Here is a 23,840-nt window from a genome sequence, read left to right on the forward strand (position 1 = left end):
AGGCGGCGACTGGCAGGAGGATAACGGCGTCTGGCATCAGAACGTCTTTGCCTATTACCTGTCGATTGCCTGTAACCACTGTGAAGATCCGGCCTGCACCAAAGTGTGTCCGAGCGGGGCGATGCACAAGCGTGACGACGGGTTTGTGGTGGTGGATGAGGATGTCTGCATTGGCTGCCGCTACTGCCATATGGCCTGTCCGTACGGTGCGCCGCAGTACAACGCCGCGAAAGGCCACATGACCAAGTGCGACGGCTGCCACGACCGCGTCGCCGACGGCAAAAAGCCGATTTGCGTGGAGTCCTGTCCGCTGCGCGCGCTGGACTTCGGTCCGATTGACGAGCTGCGTAAAAAACACGGCCAGCTTGCGGCCGTCGCGCCGCTGCCGTCCGCGCACTTCACGAAGCCGAGCATTGTGATTAAACCTAACGCCAACAGCCGCCCCACGGGAGATACCACCGGCTATCTGGCAAACCCGAAGGAGGTGTGAGATGGGAAGTGGATGGCATGAATGGCCGCTGATGATCTTCACGGTCTTTGGGCAGTGTGTGGTGGGCGGCTTTATTGTGCTCGCCCTGGCGTTAATGAAAGGCGATCTGAAGTCTGAACAGCAGCAGCGTATGGTGCTGAGTATGTTTGGACTGTGGGTGCTGATGGGGATCGGTTTTATTGCCTCTACGCTGCACCTCGGCTCGCCAATGCGCGCGTTCAACTCGCTCAATCGCGTGGGGGCGTCTTCGCTCAGTAACGAAATTGCCAGCGGGGCGATCTTCTTTGCTGTCGGCGGGCTAGGTTGGCTGCTGACAGCCCTGAAAAAGCTTCCTGCGGGGCTGCGCAACGTGTGGCTGGTGGTCACGATGGTGCTGGGTGTGGTCTTCGTGTGGATGATGGTGCGGGTTTACAACACTATTGATACCGTTCCCACCTGGTATAGCGTCTGGACGCCACTGAGTTTCTTCCTGACGATGTTTATCGGTGGGCCGCTGCTGGGCTACCTGCTGCTGCGCGTGGCGGGTGTGGACGGCTGGGCGATGCGCCTTCTGCCAGCCGTTTCGCTGCTGGCGCTGGTAGTCAGCGCAATGGTTGCCCTGATGCAGGGCGCTGAGCTGGCAACCATTCACAGCTCCATTCAGCAGGCCTCAGCCCTGGTGCCAGATTACGGTTCTCTGATGGCCTGGCGTGTCGTCCTGCTGGTAGCGGCGTTGGTATTCTGGATTGCTCCTCAGCTTAAAGGTTATCAGCCTGCGCTACCGCTGTTGTCGCTGGCCTTTGTGCTGGTGCTGGCAGGGGAGTTGATTGGGCGCGGTGTGTTTTACGGCCTGCATATGACCGTTGGTATGGCTATCGCCAGCTGATTTTATTTTTTGTTATAAAAAGCCGGGACATAGCGCCCGGCTTTTCTTTTTTCATTCATGAAATTTTTCGACTGATGTTTCGTAATAAAAATTCCCTGAAATAAATAAAAACAAATAGATAATTAATATCTGTAGCAGGCTTTGCATTAGCAGGATGAGTTTTTTGAATCGACATGGCACATATCGTGCGTGACGCCTGAATCGGTGGATTGACTTTGTTTTTGCCAGTGGCATGATGCGCACGAAATCTGAACTTCCTCACGGTTTTTAATCCATGACCACCTATACCCGGCCAGTGCTTCTGTTGCTCTGTGGCCTGCTTCTGCTGACCCTGGCGATCGCAGTGTTAAATACGCTCGTCCCGCTATGGCTCGCCCATGAAAACTTACCGACCTGGCAGGTGGGTATGGTCAGCTCGTCCTTTTTCACGGGGAACCTGCTGGGCACCCTGATGACGGGAAGTCTGATTAAGCGCGTTGGCTTTAACCGCAGCTATTATCTGGCCTCGCTGATTTTCGCTGCCGGATGTGCCGGGCTGGGCCTGATGGTCGGCTTCTGGAGCTGGATGGCATGGCGCTTTATTGCTGGCGTAGGCTGCGCGATGATTTGGGTTGTGGTCGAAAGTGCGTTGATGTGCAGCGGTACCTCACGCAACCGGGGACGTCTGCTGGCAGCGTATATGATGGTCTATTACGTCGGAACCGTGCTTGGGCAATTGATGGTCAGCAAACTGCCGACCGACCTGATGAGCGTTCTGCCGTGGGTCACGGGCATGGTGCTGGCGGCGATCCTGCCGCTGCTCTTTACACGCATTGTGAATCAGAACAGTGAACATCAGGAAGCGACCCACGTCTGGCCGATGCTGAGACTGCGTCAGGCGCGTTTGGGCGTGAACGGCTGCATCATCTCCGGGATTGTACTGGGTTCACTTTATGGCTTGATGCCGCTCTATCTGAACCACCAGGGCGTCAGTGATTCCGGGATCGGCTTCTGGATGGCGGTAATGGTCAGCGCGGGCATCGTCGGACAGTGGCCGATTGGCCGTCTGGCAGACCGTTTTGGGCGCCTGCTGGTGTTGCGCGTCCAGGTCTTCGTGGTGATTATGGGCTGCCTTGCCATGCTCAGTAATGCCGCGATGGCGCCTGCGCTGTTTATTCTGGGGGCGGCAGGTTTCACTCTTTATCCGGTCGCGATGGCGTGGGCCTGTGAAAAAGTTGAACATCACCAGCTGGTGGCGATGAACCAGGCGTTGCTTTTAAGCTATACCATTGGCAGTTTGGTGGGGCCGACATTTACCGCGATGCTGATGCAGAATTATTCCGACAATTTGTTGTTTATCATGATTGCCAGCGTGTCGTTTATTTATCTCTTAATGTTACTGCGAAAAGCGGGCGAACATCCCACGCCAGTGGCGCATGCCTGATGAATTAAAAGCCAGTCATTGACTGGCTTTTTTATCCCCATCACATATAGGAATTTTACGCATTGTTTGTTTATCGCGCCAGGCGATAATTCAGGTGAGTTCTAACACTAAAAGGCAGCAATCATGGCTACACGTCGTTTAACCACTACCGCACTGGCAGTAGTGTTGTCTTTAACGTTTGCTACAGCGCCTGTCATGGCTAACCCTGGAAACGGGAATGGCGGTGGTGGTCACGGTAACAGTGGCGGACAAGGTAATGGCGGTAATCACGGCAACGGGAATTCCGGCAATCATGGCAACGGTAAGTCCGATACCCATGGCAATAAAAAAAGTGGTCAGGATAACCCGGGTAAATCGAATAAAAGCGTCAGTGATGATGTCGACGCCCGCGTGAGCTTCGATCATGCTCGTCATCTGGCATTGAACTATGGATTAACGGGGTATGAATCACTGCCTCCGGGCATTGCTAAAAACCTCGCACGTGGTAAACCACTGCCTCCAGGTATTGCGAAGAAAACCGTGCCAGCCTCCATGCTGGGCCAGCTTCCTTCCTATCCTGGCTATGAATGGCGTGTGGTCGGTGACGATCTGGTTCTGGTCGCGCTGAGTACTGCGATTGTGACTTCCGTAATTAACGGCGTCTTTAAATAAATACAAAGAGGCCCGGTTATCACCGGGCCTCTTTTTTAATACATGACCTTGTGTCCGTATTGTTCCAGAATACCTTTCACGCGCTCCATCGTCTCTTTCTTCGGCGGCTTAACGCCATCAAGCTTATATTCTTCGCCCATCGCCACCCATTTGTGTTTACCCAGTTCGTGATAGGGCAGAAGCTCAATTTTCTCAACGTTGCCCATATCGCGGGTAAATTCGCCCAGGCGATGTGCAGAATCATCATCATCAGACCAGCCAGGAACGACGACATAGCGGATCCAGGTTTTGATACCCTTGGCTGAAATATATTTGGCGAACTCCAGCGTACGGTGGTTGGACACGCCAACCAGGTTCTGGTGGATCTCATCATTCATCTGTTTGAGATCGAGCATGACCAGATCGGTGACTTCAAGCAATTCATCGATGACCGGATCGTAGCGGCGCACAAACCCGTTCGTGTCGAGGCAGGTGTGTATGCCTTCTTTGTGGCAGGCACGGAACCAGTCGCGCACAAATTCCGCCTGAAGAATGGCTTCACCACCGGATGCGGTGACGCCCCCGCCGGACGCGTTCATAAAGTGGCGGTAAGTCACCACCTCTTTCATCAGATCTTCAACGGTCACTTCTTTGCCGCCGTGCGTATCCCATGTGTCACGGTTGTGGCAGTACAGGCAGCGCATCAGGCAGCCCTGGAAAAAGGTGATAAAACGGATGCCCGGGCCATCAACAGTGCCACAGGATTCAAAGGAGTGAATGCGACCAATAATTGACATTGCGGTGATATCTCCGAATTTGGCCCATCCAGGGGCCTGTGTAGATGCACAGCTCAAAGGCTATGTCGAGTCTGTTTTGGCTGTTATCCATTCAGTATAGATAGCGGCCAAAAGAGACTGGGGTGGGGAAGAAAAAGGCCCCACTGACGTGGAGCCTTTATTGTACGCTTTTTAACGCGTGATTTCAGTCAATTCCAGTTACATGGACTGAGTGAAAGTACGGGTGATAACGTCCTGCTGCTGTTCTTTCGTCAGGGAGTTAAAACGTACTGCGTATCCAGATACACGGATGGTCAGCTGAGGATATTTCTCAGGGTGTTCCATCGCGTCGAGCAGCATTTCACGGTTCATGACGTTCACGTTCAGGTGCTGACCACCTTCGATGGACGCTTCGTGGTGGAAGTAACCATCCATCAGACCCGCGAGGTTGGTTTTACGCACTTCGTCGTCTTTACCCAGCGCGTTTGGCACGATAGAGAAGGTGTAAGAGATACCATCTTTCGCGTAAGCAAACGGCAGTTTAGCAACGGAGGTCAGAGAGGCAACAGCACCTTTCTGGTCACGACCGTGCATTGGGTTAGCACCTGGGCCAAATGGCGCGCCAGCACGACGACCGTCTGGGGTGTTACCGGTTTTCTTACCATACACAACGTTAGAGGTGATGGTCAGAACAGACTGAGTCGGGATAGCGTTACGGTAGGTGGTCAGTTTCTGAATTTTCTTCATGAAACGTTCAACCAGGTCAACCGCCATGTCATCAACGCGAGCGTCGTTGTTACCAAACTGCGGGTATTCGCCTTCGATTTCGAAGTCGATAGCCAGACCGTCTTCGTCACGAATTGGTTTAACTTTCGCATATTTGATTGCAGACAGGGAGTCAGCAGCAACGGACAGACCTGCGATACCACACGCCATGGTACGGATAACGTCACGGTCATGCAGCGCCATCAGCGAAGCTTCATAGCTGTATTTGTCGTGCATGTAGTGGATAACGTTCAGTGCAGTCACGTACTGTTTCGCCAGCCAGTCCATGAAGTGATCCATGCGTTCCATGACTTCGTCATAGTTCAGCACATCGCCTTTGATTGGTTCAGACTTAGGACCAACCTGCATTTTCAGTTTTTCATCAACGCCGCCGTTGATAGCGTACAGCATGGTTTTCGCCAGGTTTGCACGCGCACCGAAGAACTGCATTTGTTTACCAACAACCATTGGGCTTACGCAGCATGCGATAGCGTAGTCGTCGTTGTTGAAGTCCGGACGCATCAGGTCATCGTTCTCATACTGCAGAGAAGAGGTGTCGATGGACACTTTAGCGGCGAATTTCTTGAAGTTCAGAGGCAGTTTTTCAGACCACAGAACGGTGATGTTTGGCTCCGGAGAAGGACCCATGGTGTACAGGGTGTTCAGGAAGCGGAAGCTGTTTTTGGTAACCAGAGTACGGCCATCTACGCCCATACCACCGATAGATTCGGTTGCCCAGATTGGGTCACCAGAGAACAGTTCATCATACTCAGGAGTACGCAGGAAGCGAACCATACGCAGTTTCATGACCAGGTGGTCAATCATTTCCTGAGCGTCTTGCTCGGTGATTTTACCTGCTTTCAGGTCACGTTCGATGTACGCATCCAGGAAGGTGGATACGCGACCGAAGGACATTGCTGCACCGTTCTGAGACTTAACTGCGGCCAGGTAGCCGAAGTAGGTCCACTGGATAGCTTCCTGAGCGTTAGTTGCAGGACCAGAGATATCGCAGCCATATTTAGCAGCCATCTCTTTGATCTGACCCAGCGCACGGTGCTGTTCAGCGATCTCTTCACGCAGACGGATAGTCGCTTCCAGGTTTACGCCGTTTTCCAGATCGGATTGCAGGGAAACGAACTGCGCGTATTTGTCTTTCATCAGGAAGTCGATACCGTACAGCGCAACGCGACGGTAGTCACCGATGATACGACCACGGCCGTAGGCATCTGGCAGGCCAGTCAGAACGCCAGATTTACGGCAGTTCAGAATGTCTTTGGTGTAAACATCGAATACACCCTGGTTGTGGGTTTTGCGGTATTCGGTGAAGATTTTTTTCAGCATTGGGTCCAGCTCGCGGTTGTACGCTTTGCAGGAACCTTCAACCATTTTGATACCACCGAACGGGATGATCGCACGTTTCAGTGGTGCTTCAGTCTGCAGACCAACGATTTTCTCAAGGGCTTTGTTGATGTAGCCAGCATCGTGAGAAGTGATGGTGGAAGCAACGGAGGTGTCAAAATCAACTGGCGCGTGAGTGCGGTTTTCCAGTTTTACGCCTTCCATTACGCTGTCCCACAGCTTGGTTGTCGCGTCAGTTGCGCCAGCCAGGAAGGATTCGTCACCTTCATACGGGGTATAGTTTTTCTGAATGAAGTCACGTACGTTTACTTCATTCTGCCAGTCACCTTTCGCAAAACCTTCCCAGGCTGTGGCTAACTTTTCATTAAGCTCGGACATGTAACACCTACCTTCTTAAGTGGATTTTTTATTTACTGCCTGAGATAACCATCAATGATGATCGTCGCCACGCAGGTAAATGACCCAGTATGTCAACCCAACTAACAGACCCCCACCGATAATGTTCCCGATAGTGACAGGGATCAGGTTATCAGTAATGAAATTCATAATAGTCAGGTGAGAGAAACTTTCCGGGGTTGAACCAACTGCAGTCCAGAACTCCGGGCTCGCAAAGTTGCGGATTACAATACCCATTGGGATCATAAACATGTTCGCAATACTGTGCTCGAAGCCGCTGGCAACAAACATCGCAACCGGCAGAACCATAATCATGGCTTTGTCCATCAGGCTACGACCAGAGTAGCTCATCCATACCGCCAGACAGACCATCAGGTTCGCGAGGATGCCAAGTGCAACCGCTTCGATAAATGTGTGGTGCATTTTGTGGTCCGCGGTCTGCAGGACGTTCAGTCCCCAGCCGCCGTTGGCGGTCATATACTCGCCAGAGAGCCACATCAACAAAACAAAGAGCAGACAGCCAATCAGGTTACCAACATAGACGTTAAGCCAGTTGCGCGCCAGTTGACCCCAGGTAATTCTTCCGCTGGCTTTTGCTACGACAATCAGCACCGTTGAGGTGAAGAGGTCGGCGCCGCAGATAACGCACAGAATCAGACCCAGTGAGAAGCAAATGCCGCCAATCAGTTTGGCCATGCCGTAAGGCATCGCGGCAGTACCGGTGGTGGCAGTGATGTAGAAGACGAACGCGATTGAGATGAACACACCGGCCGTGATCGCCAGATAGAACGTCTTCATCGGGTGTTTCGTTGCTTTATAGACACCCGCTTCTTCGGCAACTTTGGCCATCGCAGCAGGGAGTAAAAGATCAAAAGGGTTGTCAGCTTTCACACTAACTCTCTCTTTATTAAGTCGGCGACGAGATACTAACAAAGCATTATAGAAGAGAAATTGATATAGATCATATCTCGCCTGGCTTATAGGCCCGCAGTGTGTATGGTTTTACGACAAATGCGGTGTAAGTTTTTGATTATCCGTATAAAAATAAATTTTAAAAGTTATGAAAAGAGTTGAATTTTTTCGGTCGGCCACCTCTGGAACAGTTAATTAATATGGAGTATTTGCCATAAAAAGTAACAGTAAAGCCCAGGCAAATATTATTATATTTACCCATATTTAACTTTATTATTACATTCAACGTTCATTGCCGAAAAAAATAAAAAACGGGGCAATGAAATTGCCCCGTAATATAGCCCAGACGATTAAATACGCCTACTGCTGATAATGTTATATGCGCTTATTTTGACCAGTAAGCGGCTTTTGCTTTCTGCAGTTTTTCATAGGCCTTCAACAGCGACTGATGCGCAGGGAAGGCTTTCAGATCGCTGTCTACCGCCTGCAGTCCGTAGAATGGCGCTTCGCCGCTCAGGGCCGCGCTGGCGGCTTCTACCGCCTCGGCACCGTACATGCGCACGAAGGCGTTCAGGTACTGCAGTGGCTCACGATCCTCTTCCTGCGCAAGAAGCAGGAGGGTTTGCAGGCAGCGGTAGTAGTTGGTGCGCTCGGCAGAGAACACTGACTGGTTGAATTCCATGGTCCACTCGGTCCAGGCCAGGGCCTGATCCAGATCGCCGCCAGCCAGCGCCAGCATCGCTTTCAGCTCGCCGATGCGCAGGGTATACCAGCCGTTGTCTTTGCCGGTAGCCAGACCCAGCAGCTCACGTACGCGCGTGAAGTCATCATGGCCTTCGTCGTCCAGCTGGGCGATCAGGTTCAGATAATCCTCTTTTTCCCACTCGCTGCCCGGCAGGGCCAGCAGCGTTTCACGCAGGTGCGCACCCATGCTGTTGTTCGCCAGCCACAGATCTTCAGCCGGATAGATATCGGACATGCCCGGCACCAGAATACGGCAGGCGTAAACATCCAGGTGTTCGTAGTCAGCAATGTAGACTTCTTTATCTTCCGCGTTGAAGATGGCCATCAGGGTAGCGAACTCTTCTTCGGTCGTACCGGCAAAGCTCCAGTCGACGAATGGATAGTCTGCGTCCTGCTTGAACATGTCCCAGGAGATCAAACCGCTGGAGTCGATGAAGTGGGTTTCGAGGTTGGTATGCTCGGCCACTTCTTCGTCGTCAAAGGTTGGTGGAGTAAATACATCGAGATCTTTCAGGCTACGGCCCTGCAGCAACTCGGTGACGGTACGCTCCAGCGCCACGCCAAAGTCAGGATGCGCGCCGAAGGAGGCGAAGCAGGTGCCGTTCGTTGGGTTAAACAGCACAACGCAGATAACCGGATATTTGCCGCCCAGCGAGCCATCATACGCAAAGATAGGGAAGCCTTCTGCCTCCAGCTTAGCAATGGATTCCACCACGCCCGGATAGCGCGCCAGCACGTCGGCCGGAATTTCAGGCAGACTGATGGATTCAGCAATGATGCGGTTTTTAATGTGGCGCTCAAACACTTCTGACAGCCCCTGCACACGCGCTTCATTGCGGGTGTTACCGGCGGACATGCCGTTAGACACATACAGGTTACCGACAATGTTCATTGGGATGTAAACGGTCTGCTCATCAGACTGACGGGTGAACGGCAGGGCGCAGATCCCACGCTCTTCATTGCCCGACTGCAGATCGATCAGCATGCTGGCGGTCAGTTCATTTTCCGGATCGTAGAACGCACGCAGGCGCGCATCGAGAATACCTTCCGGCAGTTCATCGTCTTCGGTCAGCGGGAACCATTTTTCATTGGGATAGTGAACGAACGGGCCGTTAGCGATGGTTTCACCCAGCCAGAAATCGGCGAAGAAGTAGTTGGTCGACAGACGTTCAAAATACTCACCCAGCGCAGAAGCCAGCGCCGCTTTTTTCGTCGCGCCTTTACCGTTGGTAAAGCACAGTGCACAGTCTTTATCGCGAATATGCACGGACCAGACGTAAGGCACTGGATTGAGCCAGGAGGCTTCTTCGATATTAAAGCCCAGGTCGGTCAGTTTCTGCTGGAAGCGAGCGATGGAATCTTCCAGAGCGGCGTCTTTGCCGGGGATAAACGTTTGAGTCATGGCGTTCACTTTTATCGTACGTAAAGCGCGCAATGATACGGGTTTTGCGTGACAGGTGCTATCTCCGGCGAAAATAAAAGACTGGGCTATGCTTACTGTCAGTAACTGACTGTTAAGGCATAGAAAAATGAAAGCATTCGATCTCCAGAGGATGGCGTTTGATAAAGTCCCACCCGAATTTTTAGGCGAAGTGGCGCTGCGTAGCCTGTATACCTTCGTTCTGGTCTTCCTGTTTCTTAAAATCACTGGTCGGCGCGGTGTGCGGCAGATGTCGCTGTTTGAAGTGTTGATCATTCTGACGCTGGGCTCAGCGGCGGGGGATGTCGCTTTTTATGATGATGTACCAATGGTGCCGGTGTTTATTGTCTTCGTCACGCTGGCGCTGCTTTACCGGCTGGTCATGTGGCTGATGTCGAAAAGCGAAAAGCTGGAAGACATGCTTGAAGGGAAGCCTGTCGTTATCGTTGAGGATGGACAGTTGGCCTGGGAAAATGTCCAAAGCGCCAATATGACCGAATTTGAGTTCTTCATGGAGCTGCGTCTGAATAGCGTGGAACAGCTTGGGCAGGTGCGTCTGGCGATAATGGAAACCAATGGGCAAATCAGCGTGTATTACTATCCCGACGACGAGGTGAAGCCGGGATTGTGTATTCTGCCGGATATGTTGGTCGAACGGTTTAAGACAGTGCCGGAGTCCGGCGAGTATGCCTGTGTAAGATGCAGCCATGTCGTCTCCATGCAGGTGGGCGATCATCAATTATGCCCCCGCTGTACAAATCCGGAATGGACGAAGGTTAGCCGGGCCAAACGCCTTATCTGACAGCCATTTTGTCGGTTTTGTGACAGCGAGGCGGCAGATTGTATTGTGTGACGACGGGCACATTTCACCGGTCATAAGTTTTAGACATTGCGGCGCGTGTCACTGAATGATAAAACCGATATCCACAGTTATAACTTATGGCTTTTAGCGTGGTGAGGGGAAATGGCTCAAGTCTTTAATTTCAGTTCAGGTCCGGCAATGTTACCGGCAGACGTGCTTAAACAGGCTCAACAGGAACTTTGTGACTGGAACGGTCTGGGTACGTCGGTGATGGAAATCAGCCACCGTGGTAAAGAGTTTATTCAGGTGGCGGAAGAGGCAGAAAAGGATTTTCGCGATCTGCTGAACATTCCCTCGAACTACAAAGTATTGTTCTGCCACGGTGGTGGACGCGGCCAGTTTGCTGGCGTACCGCTGAATATTCTGGGTGACAAAACCACGGCAGACTATGTTGACGCTGGCTACTGGGCTGCCAGCGCGGTGAAAGAGGCGCATAAATATTGCACGCCAAACGTCATTGACGCCAAAGTAACCGTTGATGGCCTTCGTGCCGTGAAGCCGATGAACGAGTGGCAGCTCTCTGACAACGCCGCGTATCTGCACTACTGCCCGAACGAAACCATCGACGGGATTGCCATCGACGAGACGCCGAACTTCGGTAAAGACGTGGTGGTTGCCGCTGACTTCTCCTCTACCATTCTCTCTGCGCCGATTGACGTCAGCCGCTACGGTGTCATCTATGCGGGTGCGCAGAAAAATATCGGCCCTGCAGGACTGACTATCGTCATCGTGCGTGACGATCTGCTGGGTAAAGCGCATAAATCCTGCCCGTCGATTCTCGATTACACCGTGCTGAACGATAACGACTCCATGTTCAACACCCCGCCGACCTTTGCCTGGTATCTCTCCGGCCTGGTCTTCAAATGGCTGAAGCAAAACGGTGGCGTGGCGCAGATGGATAAGATCAATCAGCAGAAAGCTGAGCTGCTGTACGGCGTGATTGATAAGAGTGATTTCTATCGTAACGATGTGGCGAAAGCCAACCGTTCCCGCATGAACGTGCCGTTCCAGCTGGCGGACAGCAACCTGGATAAAGTTTTCCTGGAAGAGTCCTTCGCCGCAGGTCTGCATGCGCTGAAAGGCCACCGTGTGGTGGGCGGCATGCGCGCCTCTATCTATAACGCCATGCCGCTGGAAGGCGTTAAGGCCCTGACCGATTTCATGATTGACTTCGAACGTCGCCACGGTTAATTGCGCTGTTTTCACCCCCGTAGCCCTGCTACGGGGTTTTTATTATGTTGAGTTGAGAGTTAAGTTTCATGGAATCCCTGACGTTACAACCTATCGCGCGGGTAGATGGCACCATTAATCTGCCTGGTTCAAAAAGTGTCTCGAACCGCGCTCTGCTGCTGGCAGCTCTGGCAAACGGCACCACCGTCCTCACTAACCTGCTGGACAGCGATGACGTGCGCCATATGCTCAATGCGCTGAAAGCGTTGGGAGTTCATTACACGCTGTCTGACGACCGTACCCGCTGTGAAGTAACGGGGAATGGCGGTGCGCTACGTTCAGCCGAGGAACTGGAGCTGTTTCTGGGTAACGCGGGAACCGCCATGCGTCCACTGGCTGCCGCCTTGTGTCTGGGCAGCAACAACATTGTTCTGACCGGCGAGCCGCGCATGAAAGAGCGTCCGATCGGCCATCTGGTGGATGCCCTTCGTCAGGGCGGTGCGCAGATTGAGTATCTGGAGCAAGAGAATTACCCACCACTGCGCCTTCGCGGTGGTTTTACTGGCGGCAACGTTGAGGTGGACGGCAGCGTCTCCAGCCAGTTCCTGACGGCACTGCTGATGACCGCTCCGCTGGCACCGCAGGATACGGTTATCACCATCAAGGGCGACCTGGTGTCTAAGCCGTACATTGATATCACCCTGCACCTGATGAAAACCTTCGGCGTTGAGGTGGAAAACCAGTCTTATCAGCGTTTCGTGGTGCGGGGGGCGCAGCAGTATCAGTCTCCGGGCAACTACCTGGTTGAAGGTGACGCCTCATCTGCTTCCTACTTCCTGGCAGCAGGGGCGATTAAAGGCGGTACCGTGAAAGTGACCGGTATTGGCCGTAACAGCGTGCAGGGCGATATTCGTTTTGCTGATGTGCTGGAAAAAATGGGGGCGGTGGTGACCTGGGGGGATGATTTCATCGCCTGTACACATGGTGAGCTCAATGCCATCGATATGGACATGAACCACATTCCTGACGCGGCAATGACCATTGCCACCGCTGCGCTGTTTGCCAAAGGCACCACGACGCTGCGCAACATCTACAACTGGCGCGTAAAAGAGACTGACCGTCTGTTCGCGATGGCCACCGAGTTGCGTAAAGTAGGCGCCGAAGTGGAAGAGGGCGAAGACTACATTCGCGTAACGCCTCCGGCAAAACTGCAGTTCGCGGAAATTGGCACTTACAACGATCACCGTATGGCGATGTGCTTCTCGCTGGTGGCGTTGTCCGATACACCTGTCACGATCCTCGATCCGAAATGTACGGCGAAAACTTTCCCGGACTATTTCGAACAGCTGGCCCGCATCAGTACACTGGCCTGATGACATGATGCCGCATCACCCGATGCGGCATTTCCTTACGTTTTCTGACGTTTGTTCCCGCCCATTTCTTCTACACTCTGCTTCATTAATTCCGTAATTTGCACGCAAAGGTAACAGTTGCGCACGTTGGCGCGTATAATGCGCGGCGTTCATGTTAACGGTATGCCTTTATTAAGGAGAAAAAGATGACGGCAGTTGCCCCGGTAATCACCATTGATGGGCCTAGTGGCGCAGGGAAAGGAACTCTGTGCAAGGCGATGGCGGAAGCATTGCAATGGCATCTTTTAGATTCGGGAGCTATCTATCGCGTGCTGGCGCTGGCAGCGCTGCATCACCATGTGGATGTTGCGTCTGAAGAGGCGCTGGTTCCGCTGGCTGCGCATCTGGATGTGCGTTTTGTCTCGACCGATGGCAACCTCGAAGTGATCCTGGAAGGGGAAGATGTAAGCGGCGAAATTCGTACGCAAGAGGTTGCTAATGCGGCCTCTCAGGTGGCGGCTTTCCCGCGCGTTCGTGAAGCTCTGTTACGCCGTCAACGCGCTTTCCGCGAAGCGCCGGGTCTGATTGCTGACGGGCGAGATATGGGGACGGTGGTTTTCCCTGATGCGCCAGTGAAAATTTTCCTCGACGCCTCCTCGGAAGAACGGGCTCAACGCCGCATGCTTCAGTTGCAGGAGAAGGGGTTTAGTGTTAACTTTGATCGCCTTTTATCCGAGATAAAAGAGCGCGATGACCGCGATCGTAACCGCGCCGTCGCCCCACTTGTTCCTGCAGAAGATGCACTAGTTCTGGATTCCACCAGTTTAACTATTGAGCAAGTGATTGAAAAAGCGCTACAATATGCGCGCCAGAAACTGGCACTCGCGTAATCGCGACCGATTTAGCAGTACCCCCGCTGCAATGGATTGACGGCGGGTATGTGAAACAACCCCATCCGGCACGGAGCCAGGTGGACGTTAATATTAACCTGAAGATTAAACATGACTGAATCTTTTGCTCAACTGTTTGAAGAATCCTTAAAAGAAATCGAAACCCGTCCGGGTTCCATCGTTCGCGGTGTTGTTGTTGCTATCGACAAAGACGTAGTACTGGTTGACGCCGGTCTGAAATCTGAGTCCGCCATTCCGGCAGAGCAGTTCAAAAACGCCCAGGGCGAGCTGGAAATCCAGGTAGGTGACGAAGTTGACGTTGCTCTGGACGCAGTAGAAGACGGCTTCGGCGAAACCCTGCTGTCTCGTGAAAAAGCTAAACGTCACGAAGCATGGATCACGCTGGAGAAAGCTTACGAAGAAGCTGAAACTGTGGTCGGTGTTATCAACGGCAAAGTTAAAGGTGGCTTCACTGTTGAGCTGAATGGTATTCGTGCGTTCCTGCCAGGTTCACTGGTAGACGTTCGTCCAGTCCGTGACACCCTGCACCTGGAAGGCAAAGAGCTTGAGTTCAAAGTAATCAAGCTGGACCAGAAGCGTAACAACGTTGTTGTTTCCCGTCGTGCCGTTATCGAATCCGAAAACAGCGCAGAACGCGATCAGCTGCTGGAAAACCTGCAGGAAGGCATGGAAGTCAAAGGTATCGTTAAGAACCTCACTGACTACGGCGCATTCGTTGACCTGGGCGGCGTTGATGGCCTGCTGCACATCACCGACATGGCGTGGAAACGCGTTAAGCACCCAAGCGAAATCGTGAACGTGGGCGACGAAATCACTGTTAAAGTGCTGAAGTTCGACCGCGAGCGTACTCGTGTATCCCTCGGCCTGAAACAGCTGGGCGAAGATCCATGGGTAGCTATCGCTAAGCGTTACCCAGAAGGTACCAAACTGACTGGCCGCGTGACCAACCTGACTGACTACGGCTGCTTCGTTGAAATCGAAGAAGGCGTTGAAGGTCTGGTACACGTTTCCGAAATGGACTGGACCAACAAAAACATCCACCCATCCAAAGTTGTTAACGTTGGTGACGTAGTGGAAGTTATGGTTCTGGATATCGACGAAGAACGTCGTCGTATCTCCCTGGGCCTGAAGCAGTGCAAAAACAACCCATGGCAGCAGTTCGCGGAAACCCACAACAAGGGCGACCGTGTTGAAGGTAAAATCAAGTCTATCACTGACTTCGGTATCTTCATCGGCCTGGACGGCGGCATCGACGGCCTGGTTCACCTGTCTGACATCTCCTGGAACGTTGCAGGCGAAGAAGCAGTTCGTGAATACAAAAAAGGCGACGAAATCGCAGCAGTTGTTCTGCAGGTTGACGCAGAGCGTGAGCGTATCTCTCTGGGCGTTAAACAGCTCGCAGAAGATCCGTTCAACAACTGGGTTGCACTGAACAAGAAAGGCGCAATCGTAAACGGTAAAGTGACTGCAGTTGACGCTAAAGGCGCAACCGTAGAACTGGCTGACGGCGTTGAAGGTTACCTGCGCGCTTCTGAAGCTTCACGTGACCGCGTTGAAGATGCCACTCTGGTTCTGAACGTTGGCGACGATGTTGAAGCTAAGTTCACCGGTGTTGACCGTAAGAACCGTGCAATCAGCCTGTCTGTTCGTGCTAAAGACGAAGCTGATGAGAAAGATGCAATCGCAACTGTTAACAAACAGGAAGATGCAAACTTCTCTAACAACGCAATGGCTGAAGCTTTCAAAGCAGCTAAAGGCGAGTAATATCAAGTCCTCAGCATCATTTGAGCGGTAACGCATTTATCGCGCGAAGGATGAGGAGCAAACTTGACAGATTGCAGGATTCGTCCTGTAATCAATAACAAAGGGCGGCTACGGCCGCCCTTGTTTAATGAGCTGTTCAGCTAATTGGTTTGAAAGGAACCGGAGGAATCATGACCAAGTCAGAATTGATTGAGAGACTTGCCAGTCAGCAACCGCATATCCCAGCCAAAGCAGTGGAAGATGCCGTAAAAGAGATGCTGGAGCATATGGCCACCACTCTTGCCCAGGGCGAGCGCATTGAAATCCGCGGTTTCGGTAGTTTTTCTCTGCACTATCGTGCTCCACGTACCGGGCGTAACCCGAAGACTGGTGATAAAGTCGAGCTGGAAGGTAAGTACGTTCCACACTTTAAGCCGGGTAAAGAACTGCGCGATCGCGCCAATATTTACGGCAACTGAGTTTAGCCATCAGGTTAAACTGGGTTCGAAAGAAAGCACCTTCGGGTGCTTTTTTTGTACTTATCGTTTTTATTCTGAAGCTGCGCCGCAATCTCCGTGTCGTTTTCTGCAAACCGACAAAAACAGTGCAGCGCGCGCTGTAACCTGCATTTTATTCAACTGACGCCTCTCTCCCTCTTCTTACATACTGCCGCCCTGAAACAGGGAGGTCGTAATGGGAATTCCCACACTAAGTCTGTGCGCCATTCTGGCGATAGTGCCGCTACTCTGGTTACCTGAACTACCTGCGTGCGAAACCGTGTGGATCATGTTCGCTGGCGGGATAGCGCTGGGCATTCAGCGGAACGTCAGCCTGAAGTTTGTCGGTATCGGTTTGCTATTTTGCGTCTGGGGTATTCTGGCCGCGCAGGAAAGCGTCTGGCCGATGCAGCATTTAACCACCGGTGCGGTAAAGGCAGAGGTAGAGATCACGGCCACCGATGGGGCAACGATGCATCAGGGAAAGATTGTCACGCTTGATGGCAAACGCTGGTGGGCATCGACGGGGATCGTACTTTATGGCAATTACCTGCCACAAAAGGCGTGCGCGGGTCAGCGCTGGGCCATGACGCTCCGGCTCAGGCCTGTACATGGGGAACTGAATGATGGTGGGTATGATCCTCAGCGAAATGCTTTTGCCCGACATCAAACGCTGAGCGGACGTTTTACGCAGGCGGCAATCGTCGATGAACGCTGCAGTCTTCGTGCCCGCTATCTGTCATCACTGCACGACACGCTTTCACCTTATCGCTGGGGAGCCGTGATCCTGGGGCTGGGGATGGGTGAACGCCTGGATGTCCCCCGGGAAATAAAAAACCTGATGCGTGAAACCGGCACGTCGCATCTGATGGCGATCTCGGGTTTGCATATCGCACTGGCGGCTTCCATTGTCTGGTTGCTTGCCAGGGGTTTTCAGTTTTTATTGCCGTGTCAGTGGATCCGCTGGCAAATGCCTCAGCTTGCGGGACTGTTTTTTGCGGCTTTCTACGCATGGCTAACGGGTCTACAGCCGCCAGCATTACGCACGGTCATTACGCTTGCGGTGCTGGCCGCTCTGCGGATCGGCGCGCGTCAGTGGTCTGCATGGCAGATCTGGTGTAGCTGTATTGCAGCGATACTCATCGTTGATCCGCTGGCGGTGCTTTCTCAGAGTCTGGCTCTGTCAGCATTTGCCGTCGCCGCATTGATTTTCTGGTATCAGTGGTTGCCAGCCCCCAGCTGGCGCTGGACTCGTCGGGTGCGCCCCCTGGTGAATCTCATTTATCTGCAGGTCGGAATGTTGCTGCTGCTCCTGCCTTTGCAGGTGTTGATGTTCCATGGCTTCAGCGTCTCTTCGCTGGTGGCCAATCTCTTTGCCGTTCCGCTGGTGACCTTTATCTCGGTTCCGCTGATCCTGCTCGGTATGCTACTGCACATGCTCCCGCTGGCCTCCCTGGAGACTGGCGTATGGTTTGCAGCAGATAAGTCCCTGGCCGGATTGTTCTGGCTGCTGCAGCGCCTGCCTGATGGCTGGCAGGATGTCGATGAGCGCTGGCAGTACCTGACATTGCTGCCCTGGCTGGCCATTATCGGCTGGCGCTTTCGCTCCTGGAAAAGCATGCCGGCGGTGTGTCTGACCGGAACTGTCGTGCTGGCATCTCCATTCATGCGAACGGAGAAAACCGATAGCTGGACGTTGCATATGCTGGATGTGGGGCAGGGGCTATCAATGGTTATTGAGCGGCAGGGTAAAGCGCTTCTATACGACACCGGTCCCGGCTGGCCTGGGGGAGACAGTGCGCAGCAGCTGATTATTCCGTGGTTACGCTGGCATCACCTGCAACCAGAGGGCGTTATTCTCAGTCATGAGCACCTGGACCATGCAGGTGGTCTTGCATCGCTGCAGGCTGCATGGCCCGGCTTGTGGGTAAGAAGCCCGCTGGGGTGGGCACAGCATCTTCCCTGCTTTCGTGGACAGCAGTGGAAATGGCAGGGGCTGACATTGACCGTTCACTGGCCACCGGCGGGATCCTCTACCCAGGGTAACAATCGCTCCTGCGTAGTTAAAATCGATGACGGTGAGCAGAGTGTTTTGCTGACAGGGGACATTGAAGCGCAAGCGGAACAGGCTATGCTTAGCCATTACTGGCGTTATCTGACGTCAACGGTGATACAGGTGCCGCACCATGGCAGTAATACTTCGTCATCGTTGCCGCTGGTACAACGGGTGGAGGGACAAATCGCGCTGGATTCTGCGGCCCGTTACAATGCGTGGCGATTCCCGTCCACGAGAGTAGTCAGACGTTATCGAAAGGAGGGCTATATCTGGCAGGATACCCCTCATTCCGGACAAATATCGGTGACGTTTTCGCAACATTCATGGCAAATCCGGCGGTTGCGGGAACAATATTTACCGCGTTGGTATCATCAGTGGTTTGGCGCGCCCGTCGATAACGGGTAGAATATGCGGCTATTTCAACAGATGCTGGTTTTTTGAATGCATAACGACAAAGATCTCTCCACGTGGCAAACCTTCCGCCGACTCTGGCCGATGATTGCACCTTTTAAAGCAGGCTTGATCGTGGCGGGTATAGCGTTAGTCCTCAACGCAGCCAGCGATACTTTTATGTTATCGCTCCTCAAACCGTTACTGGACGACGGTTTTGGTAAAACGGATCGCTCAGTGCTGCTATGGATGCCACTGGTGGTGATCGGACTGATGATCTTACGCGGTATCACCAGCTATATTTCCAGCTACTGCATCTCCTGGGTGTCAGGAAAAGTGGTCATGACCATGCGCCGTCGGCTGTTCAGCCACATGATGGGCATGCCGGTGGCCTTCTTTGATAAGCAATCGACGGGTACCTTACTGTCACGTATTACCTACGACTCCGAGCAGGTGGCCTCATCGTCTTCGAGCGCCCTGATCACCGTTGTGCGTGAGGGGGCGTCGATTATCGGCCTGTTCGTGATGATGTTTTATTACAGCTGGCAACTGTCGCTGATCCTTATCGTGCTGGCTCCGGTGGTTTCTGTCGCGATCCGCGTCGTCTCAAAGCGTTTTCGCAATATCAGTAAGAACATGCAGAATACCATGGGGCAGGTGACCACCAGCGCAGAGCAGATGCTGAAAGGGCATAAAGAGGTGTTAATTTTCGGCGGACAGGATGTCGAAACAAAACGCTTCGATAAGGTCAGCAACAAAATGCGTCTGCAGGGGATGAAAATGGTCTCGGCCTCTTCAATCTCTGACCCCATTATTCAGCTGATTGCCTCTCTGGCTCTGGCATTCGTCCTGTATGCGGCAAGCTTCCCGAGCGTAATGGAAACGCTGACGGCGGGGACCATCACCGTTGTGTTCTCTTCCATGATTGCGCTGATGCGTCCGCTGAAGTCGCTGACCAACGTTAACGCCCAGTTCCAGCGCGGGATGGCTGCATGCCAGACGCTGTTCAGCATCCTGGATTCCGAGCAAGAGAAAGACGAAGGTACCCGCGTCATCGAGCGCGCAAAGGGCGATGTCGAATTCCGCAACGTGACCTTCACCTATCCTGGTCGTGAAGTTCCAGCATTACGTAACATCAACCTGACCATTCCGGCCGGTAAAACCGTGGCGCTGGTCGGCCGTTCCGGCTCGGGTAAATCCACTATTGCCAGCCTGATCACCCGTTTCTACGACATTGACGAAGGTGAAATTCTGTTAGACGGTCACGACCTGCGGGAATACACCCTGCAGTCGCTGCGTAACCAGGTTGCGCTGGTCTCTCAGAACGTGCATCTGTTCAACGATACTGTTGCGAACAACATTGCCTATGCGCGCACTGAAGAGTATAGCCGCGAGCAAATTGAAGAAGCCGCTCGCATGGCCTATGCCATGGACTTTATCAACAAGATGGACAACGGTCTGGATACGATCATCGGTGAGAATGGCGTTCTGCTCTCCGGTGGACAGCGTCAGCGTATCGCCATTGCCCGTGCGTTGCTGCGTAACAGCCCTATTCTGATCCTCGACGAAGCAACCTCTGCGCTGGATACAGAGTCTGAACGCGCAATCCAGTCCGCGCTGGATGAACTGCAAAAGAACCGTACGTCACTGGTGATTGCGCACCGTCTGTCCACTATCGAACAGGCTGACGAAATCGTCGTTGTGGAGGATGGGGTCATTGTAGAGCGCGGTAGCCATACGGATTTACTGGCGCACCGTGGTGTTTACGCTCAGCTCCATAAGATGCAGTTCGGCGAATGATTGCCCGCATCTGGTCCGGTGAGTCCCCGCTGTGGCTGCTGCTTCTGCCGCTCTCCTGGCTGTATGGCCTGGTGAGCGGCGTTATTCGTCTGTTTTACCGTCTGGGGCTAAAGCGTGCGTGGCGCGCGCCGGTACCGGTTGTTGTGGTGGGTAACCTCACGGCAGGGGGGAACGGTAAAACCCCGGTGGTCATCTGGCTGGTTGAGCAACTGCAAAAGCGCGGCATCCGCCCCGGCGTGGTGTCGCGAGGTTACGGCGGCAAAGCGGCGCACTATCCACTGCTCCTGTCGCCGGACACGACGACCGCCGAGGCAGGTGATGAGCCAGTATTGATTTATCAGCGTACTGGCGCGCCTGTCGCAGTGTCTCCGGTACGCAGTGACGCCGTTCAGGCGCTGCTTGCTGAACACGACGTACAAATAATCATTACCGATGATGGCCTGCAACATTACGCGCTGGCGCGTGATAAAGAGATTGTGGTCATTGATGGCGTCCGCCGTTTTGGCAATGGCTGGTGGCTGCCTGCAGGCCCCATGCGTGAACGCGCTTCGCGCCTGAAGTCCGTGGATGCGGTGATTGTTAATGGCGGTGCTGCAAGGCCGGATGAGATCCCGATGCACCTCCAGCCAGGCATGGCGGTTAACCTGTTGACCGGTGAACGACAGGCCGTTTCCCGGCTACCCGCGCTGGTCGCGATGGCGGGCATTGGTCATCCTCCGCGTTTCTTCGCGACGCTGGAACAGTGTGGTGCCCGGATTGAAAAACGTGTTCCACTGGCCGATCACCAGGCGCTGGTGGCGGAACAGGTAGACGCCTTGACGACGTCCGGTCAGACGTTAATCATGACTGAAAAAGATGCGGTGAAATGCCGTGCCTTTGCGAAAGAAAACTGGTGGTATCTGCCGGTTGACGCTGAACTCAGCGGTGAGCAACCGGAACACTTGCTCCAGGAACTGATTGCGTTGGTGCATTAACAGCTTACGCGGTTCTGGTGGCGCTTTGACTGACAGGAAAACGCATGTCTTTACCGCAACTCTCGCTTTCAGCCGCACGTAATTTACACCTTGCCGCGCAGGGACTCCTTAAAAAGCCCCGTCGCCGCGCGCAGCCTGCCGATATCCTCACTACCGTGCAACGCATGTCGTTGTTGCAAATCGACACCATAAATATTGTGGCTCGTAGCCCCTACCTGGTGCTGTTCAGCCGGCTGGGCCATTATCCGTCTCAGTGGCTTGATGATGCGCTCAGCAAGGGAGAGCTGATGGAATACTGGGCGCATGAAGCCTGTTTTCTGCCCCGCAGTGATTTTGCCCTGGTTCGTCACCGTATGCTTGCCCCGGAAAAAATGGGCTGGAAGTACCGGCAGGCGTGGATGCACGAGCATGCGGCTGAGATTGAGCAGCTTATTGCTCATATTGCGGAAAAGGGGCCAGTACGTTCCGCCGATTTCGAGCACCCACGGAAAGGGGCAAGCGGCTGGTGGGAATGGAAGCCACATAAGCGTCATCTCGAAGGGTTGTTTACATCAGGCAAAGTGATGGTTATCGAACGGCGTAATTTTCAGCGAGTGTACGACCTGACGCACCGGGTGATGCCTCACTGGGACGACGAGCGCGACCTGCTCACTCAGGAAGCCGCCGAAGCCGTCATGCTGGAGAACAGCGCCCGCAGTCTGGGGATTTTCCGTCCGCAATGGCTGGCCGATTATTATCGTCTCCGACAGCCCGTGCTGAAACCGTTGCTGGATAACTGGCAGCGCGAGCAGCGGGTTATCCCGGTCTCTGTGGAACGCTTGGGCGATATGTGGCTGCATGCGGATTTACTCCCACTGCTGCCACAAGCTGAAGCAGGTAAACTTCAGGCAACCCATACCGCAGTGTTGTCACCTTTTGATCCGGTGGTCTGGGACAGAAAACGGGCCGAGCAGCTGTTTGATTTCAGCTACCGGCTGGAGTGCTATACTCCCGCGCCAAAACGTCAGTACGGCTACTTTGTTTTGCCTCTGCTGCACAAGGGACAGCTGGTGGGACGCATGGATGCCAAAATGCACCGTAAAACCGGCACGCTAGAAGTCATCGCGCTGTATCTGGAAGAGGGCATCAGGATAACCGCGACCCTGGAAAAAGGCTTAACGTCTGCCATCAATGAGTTCGGGTGCTGGCAAGGGGCCAGCATAGTGACGCTGGGCCGGGTCCCTGACGGACTCTTTACATCCTGTCGAAGTGGCTGGGAAACAGGCACGTCCTGAAAAGGGAATGTGTTAAGCTTTAGCGATTACCCATACGGAGGAACTATGGATCACCGTTTACTTGAAATTATTGCCTGCCCGGTGTGCAACGGCAAACTCTACTATAGCCAGGATAAACAAGAGCTGATTTGCAAACCGGACAGCCTGGCTTTCCCGCTGCGTGACGGTATTCCGGTACTGCTGGAAAACGAAGCCCGTTCCCTGGTGGCCGAAGAGAGCAAACCATGAGCTTTGTCGTCATTATTCCTGCCCGTTACGCCTCAACGCGCCTGCCGGGTAAGCCGCTGGTGGATATCAACGGCAAGCCGATGATTGTGCATGTCCTTGAACGCGCCCGTGAGTCCGGTGCTGACCGTATTATCATTGCCACCGATCATCCGGATGTTGCGCGTGCGGTTGAAGCAGCAGGCGGGGAAGTGTGCATGACCCGCGCCGATCACCAGTCTGGCACCGAGCGTCTGGCTGAAGTGGTTGAGAAATGTGCGTTCAGCGACGATACCGTGATCGTCAACGTACAGGGCGACGAGCCTATGATCCCGGCGGTCATTGTTCGTCAGGTGGCAGACAACCTGGCGCAGCGACAGGTCGGTATGGCCACGCTGGCGGTGCCCATTCACCACGCGGACGAGGCATTCAACCCGAACGCGGTGAAGGTAGTGACGGATGCAGAGGGCTATGCGCTCTATTTCTCCCGCGCCACTATCCCGTGGGATCGCGATCGCTTTGCGGTCTCCAGAGAGGCTATTGGCGATACCTTCCTGCGCCATATTGGCATCTACGGCTATCGCGCGGGCTTTATTCGTCGGTATGTGAGCTGGGCACCGAGCCCGCTGGAACATATCGAAATGCTGGAGCAGCTTCGCGTGCTCTGGTACGGCGAAAAAATCCATGTTGCCGTGGCCGAGGAAGTGCCTGGAACGGGTGTAGACACCCCAGAAGATCTTGAGCGCGTGCGCGCTGAATTGCGTTAATCCTTGCGGCATCCCTCTTTTCGGAGGGATGCTCTCTCCGGTTTATTTTCCCTTTCTTTT

General features: G+C 53.6%; 20 protein-coding genes. 16 read left to right on the plus strand and 4 right to left on the minus strand.

What is annotated here, in order from left to right:
• From EKN38_RS18885 to EKN38_RS18905, 4 genes are all read left to right on the plus strand, one after another.
• A partial coding sequence (locus tag EKN38_RS18885) for a 4Fe-4S dicluster domain-containing protein (protein WP_126522520.1) occupies positions 1-490 on the plus strand: 490 nt, incomplete at its 5' end.
• Position 491: 1 nt separating this feature from the next.
• Positions 492-1,355: a dimethyl sulfoxide reductase anchor subunit family protein gene (locus EKN38_RS18890; RefSeq protein WP_014831278.1), complete on the plus strand. Its 864-nt coding sequence runs from the start codon at positions 492-494 to the stop codon at positions 1,353-1,355.
• 274 nt (positions 1,356-1,629) lie between these two features.
• The gene (locus EKN38_RS18900) at positions 1,630-2,778 is read left to right on the plus strand and encodes an MFS transporter (RefSeq protein WP_014831279.1); all 1,149 of its coding nucleotides are present in this window, start codon (positions 1,630-1,632) and stop codon (positions 2,776-2,778) included.
• Between the two features lie 123 nt (positions 2,779-2,901).
• Positions 2,902-3,429, plus strand: a complete 528-nt coding sequence (locus EKN38_RS18905; RefSeq protein ID WP_043951591.1) for an anti-virulence regulator CigR family protein — start codon at positions 2,902-2,904, stop codon at positions 3,427-3,429.
• A gap of 35 nt (positions 3,430-3,464) precedes the next feature.
• Here the strand turns inward: EKN38_RS18905 and pflA are convergent, their stop codons facing one another.
• The 4 genes from pflA to ycaO all read right to left on the minus strand — a co-directional run bounded on the left by pflA (position 3,465) and on the right by ycaO (position 9,762).
• Positions 3,465-4,205, minus strand: coding sequence for a pyruvate formate lyase 1-activating protein (gene pflA, locus EKN38_RS18910; protein ID WP_014831281.1), 741 nt, complete (start codon positions 4,203-4,205; stop codon positions 3,465-3,467).
• Between the two features lie 198 nt (positions 4,206-4,403).
• Complete coding sequence (gene pflB, locus EKN38_RS18915) at positions 4,404-6,686, minus strand: formate C-acetyltransferase (protein WP_014831282.1); 2,283 nt, start codon at positions 6,684-6,686, stop codon at positions 4,404-4,406.
• Positions 6,687-6,737: 51 nt separating this feature from the next.
• Complete coding sequence (focA, locus tag EKN38_RS18920; protein ID WP_013097310.1) at positions 6,738-7,595, minus strand: formate transporter FocA; 858 nt, start codon at positions 7,593-7,595, stop codon at positions 6,738-6,740.
• A 406-nt stretch (positions 7,596-8,001) separates the two neighbouring features.
• On the minus strand, positions 8,002-9,762 hold the full coding sequence (gene ycaO, locus EKN38_RS18925; RefSeq protein ID WP_126522522.1) for a 30S ribosomal protein S12 methylthiotransferase accessory factor YcaO: 1,761 nt from the start codon (positions 9,760-9,762) through the stop codon (positions 8,002-8,004).
• Positions 9,763-9,889: 127 nt separating this feature from the next.
• On the opposite strand from ycaO, the gene EKN38_RS18930 reads away from it, so the two are divergent.
• The 12 genes from EKN38_RS18930 to kdsB all read left to right on the plus strand — a co-directional run bounded on the left by EKN38_RS18930 (position 9,890) and on the right by kdsB (position 23,780).
• Positions 9,890-10,582, plus strand: coding sequence for a DUF421 domain-containing protein (locus EKN38_RS18930; protein ID WP_014831284.1), 693 nt, complete (start codon positions 9,890-9,892; stop codon positions 10,580-10,582).
• 162 nt (positions 10,583-10,744) lie between these two features.
• Entirely contained in the window at positions 10,745-11,833 is a 1,089-nt protein-coding gene (gene serC, locus EKN38_RS18935; RefSeq protein ID WP_014831285.1) for a 3-phosphoserine/phosphohydroxythreonine transaminase, read from the plus strand.
• 68 nt (positions 11,834-11,901) lie between these two features.
• Positions 11,902-13,185: a 3-phosphoshikimate 1-carboxyvinyltransferase gene (gene aroA / locus EKN38_RS18940; RefSeq protein WP_014831286.1), complete on the plus strand. Its 1,284-nt coding sequence runs from the start codon at positions 11,902-11,904 to the stop codon at positions 13,183-13,185.
• A gap of 185 nt (positions 13,186-13,370) precedes the next feature.
• Positions 13,371-14,054, plus strand: coding sequence for a (d)CMP kinase (cmk, locus tag EKN38_RS18945; protein ID WP_013097305.1), 684 nt, complete (start codon positions 13,371-13,373; stop codon positions 14,052-14,054).
• Positions 14,055-14,165: 111 nt separating this feature from the next.
• Complete coding sequence (gene rpsA, locus EKN38_RS18950) at positions 14,166-15,839, plus strand: 30S ribosomal protein S1 (RefSeq protein WP_008499966.1); 1,674 nt, start codon at positions 14,166-14,168, stop codon at positions 15,837-15,839.
• A gap of 170 nt (positions 15,840-16,009) precedes the next feature.
• A complete protein-coding gene (ihfB, locus tag EKN38_RS18955; protein WP_003858233.1) occupies positions 16,010-16,297 on the plus strand; it encodes an integration host factor subunit beta in 288 nt (95 codons plus the stop codon).
• A gap of 214 nt (positions 16,298-16,511) precedes the next feature.
• A complete protein-coding gene (locus tag EKN38_RS18960) occupies positions 16,512-18,776 on the plus strand; it encodes a ComEC family protein (protein ID WP_043951592.1) in 2,265 nt (754 codons plus the stop codon).
• Positions 18,777-18,812: 36 nt separating this feature from the next.
• Positions 18,813-20,561 carry a lipid A ABC transporter ATP-binding protein/permease MsbA gene (gene msbA, locus EKN38_RS18965; protein WP_014831288.1) on the plus strand — a complete coding sequence of 583 codons (1,749 nt, stop codon included), beginning with the start codon at positions 18,813-18,815 and terminating at the stop codon, positions 20,559-20,561.
• Positions 20,558-21,535: a tetraacyldisaccharide 4'-kinase gene (lpxK, locus tag EKN38_RS18970; protein ID WP_014831289.1), complete on the plus strand. Its 978-nt coding sequence runs from the start codon at positions 20,558-20,560 to the stop codon at positions 21,533-21,535. The genes msbA and lpxK overlap by 4 nt, the downstream gene beginning before the upstream one ends.
• A 44-nt stretch (positions 21,536-21,579) precedes the next feature.
• Positions 21,580-22,809, plus strand: a complete 1,230-nt coding sequence (locus EKN38_RS18975; RefSeq protein ID WP_014831290.1) for a winged helix-turn-helix domain-containing protein — start codon at positions 21,580-21,582, stop codon at positions 22,807-22,809.
• Positions 22,810-22,854: 45 nt separating this feature from the next.
• Positions 22,855-23,037 carry a protein YcaR gene (gene ycaR, locus EKN38_RS18980; protein WP_013097300.1) on the plus strand — a complete coding sequence of 61 codons (183 nt, stop codon included), beginning with the start codon at positions 22,855-22,857 and terminating at the stop codon, positions 23,035-23,037.
• Positions 23,034-23,780, plus strand: a complete 747-nt coding sequence (kdsB, locus tag EKN38_RS18985) for a 3-deoxy-manno-octulosonate cytidylyltransferase (RefSeq protein ID WP_014831291.1) — start codon at positions 23,034-23,036, stop codon at positions 23,778-23,780. The genes ycaR and kdsB overlap by 4 nt, the downstream gene beginning before the upstream one ends.
• The last annotated feature ends 60 nt before the right edge of the window (positions 23,781-23,840 follow it).

It is taken from the genome of Enterobacter sp. WCHEn045836, from assembly GCF_003965585.1.
Lineage (GTDB): Bacteria > Pseudomonadota > Gammaproteobacteria > Enterobacterales > Enterobacteriaceae > Enterobacter > Enterobacter dissolvens.

What these genes read in the sequence shown, in the direction of transcription:
- EKN38_RS18890 (WP_014831278.1), top strand. Translation starts at nt 492, where the DNA reads ATGGGAAGTGGATGGCATGAATGGCCGCTGATGATCTTCACGGTCTTT.
- EKN38_RS18930 (WP_014831284.1), top strand. Translation starts at nt 9,890, where the DNA reads ATGAAAGCATTCGATCTCCAGAGGATGGCGTTTGATAAAGTCCCACCC.
- pflA (WP_014831281.1), bottom strand. Translation starts at nt 4,205, where the DNA reads ATGTCAATTATTGGTCGCATTCACTCCTTTGAATCCTGTGGCACTGTT.
- EKN38_RS18960 (WP_043951592.1), top strand. Translation starts at nt 16,512, where the DNA reads ATGGGAATTCCCACACTAAGTCTGTGCGCCATTCTGGCGATAGTGCCG.
- ihfB (WP_003858233.1), top strand. Translation starts at nt 16,010, where the DNA reads ATGACCAAGTCAGAATTGATTGAGAGACTTGCCAGTCAGCAACCGCAT.
- ycaR (WP_013097300.1), top strand. Translation starts at nt 22,855, where the DNA reads ATGGATCACCGTTTACTTGAAATTATTGCCTGCCCGGTGTGCAACGGC.
- rpsA (WP_008499966.1), top strand. Translation starts at nt 14,166, where the DNA reads ATGACTGAATCTTTTGCTCAACTGTTTGAAGAATCCTTAAAAGAAATC.
- ycaO (WP_126522522.1), bottom strand. Translation starts at nt 9,762, where the DNA reads ATGACTCAAACGTTTATCCCCGGCAAAGACGCCGCTCTGGAAGATTCC.
- pflB (WP_014831282.1), bottom strand. Translation starts at nt 6,686, where the DNA reads ATGTCCGAGCTTAATGAAAAGTTAGCCACAGCCTGGGAAGGTTTTGCG.
- EKN38_RS18900 (WP_014831279.1), top strand. Translation starts at nt 1,630, where the DNA reads ATGACCACCTATACCCGGCCAGTGCTTCTGTTGCTCTGTGGCCTGCTT.
- serC (WP_014831285.1), top strand. Translation starts at nt 10,745, where the DNA reads ATGGCTCAAGTCTTTAATTTCAGTTCAGGTCCGGCAATGTTACCGGCA.
- lpxK (WP_014831289.1), top strand. Translation starts at nt 20,558, where the DNA reads ATGATTGCCCGCATCTGGTCCGGTGAGTCCCCGCTGTGGCTGCTGCTT.
- EKN38_RS18905 (WP_043951591.1), top strand. Translation starts at nt 2,902, where the DNA reads ATGGCTACACGTCGTTTAACCACTACCGCACTGGCAGTAGTGTTGTCT.
- msbA (WP_014831288.1), top strand. Translation starts at nt 18,813, where the DNA reads ATGCATAACGACAAAGATCTCTCCACGTGGCAAACCTTCCGCCGACTC.
- kdsB (WP_014831291.1), top strand. Translation starts at nt 23,034, where the DNA reads ATGAGCTTTGTCGTCATTATTCCTGCCCGTTACGCCTCAACGCGCCTG.
- cmk (WP_013097305.1), top strand. Translation starts at nt 13,371, where the DNA reads ATGACGGCAGTTGCCCCGGTAATCACCATTGATGGGCCTAGTGGCGCA.
- EKN38_RS18975 (WP_014831290.1), top strand. Translation starts at nt 21,580, where the DNA reads ATGTCTTTACCGCAACTCTCGCTTTCAGCCGCACGTAATTTACACCTT.
- aroA (WP_014831286.1), top strand. Translation starts at nt 11,902, where the DNA reads ATGGAATCCCTGACGTTACAACCTATCGCGCGGGTAGATGGCACCATT.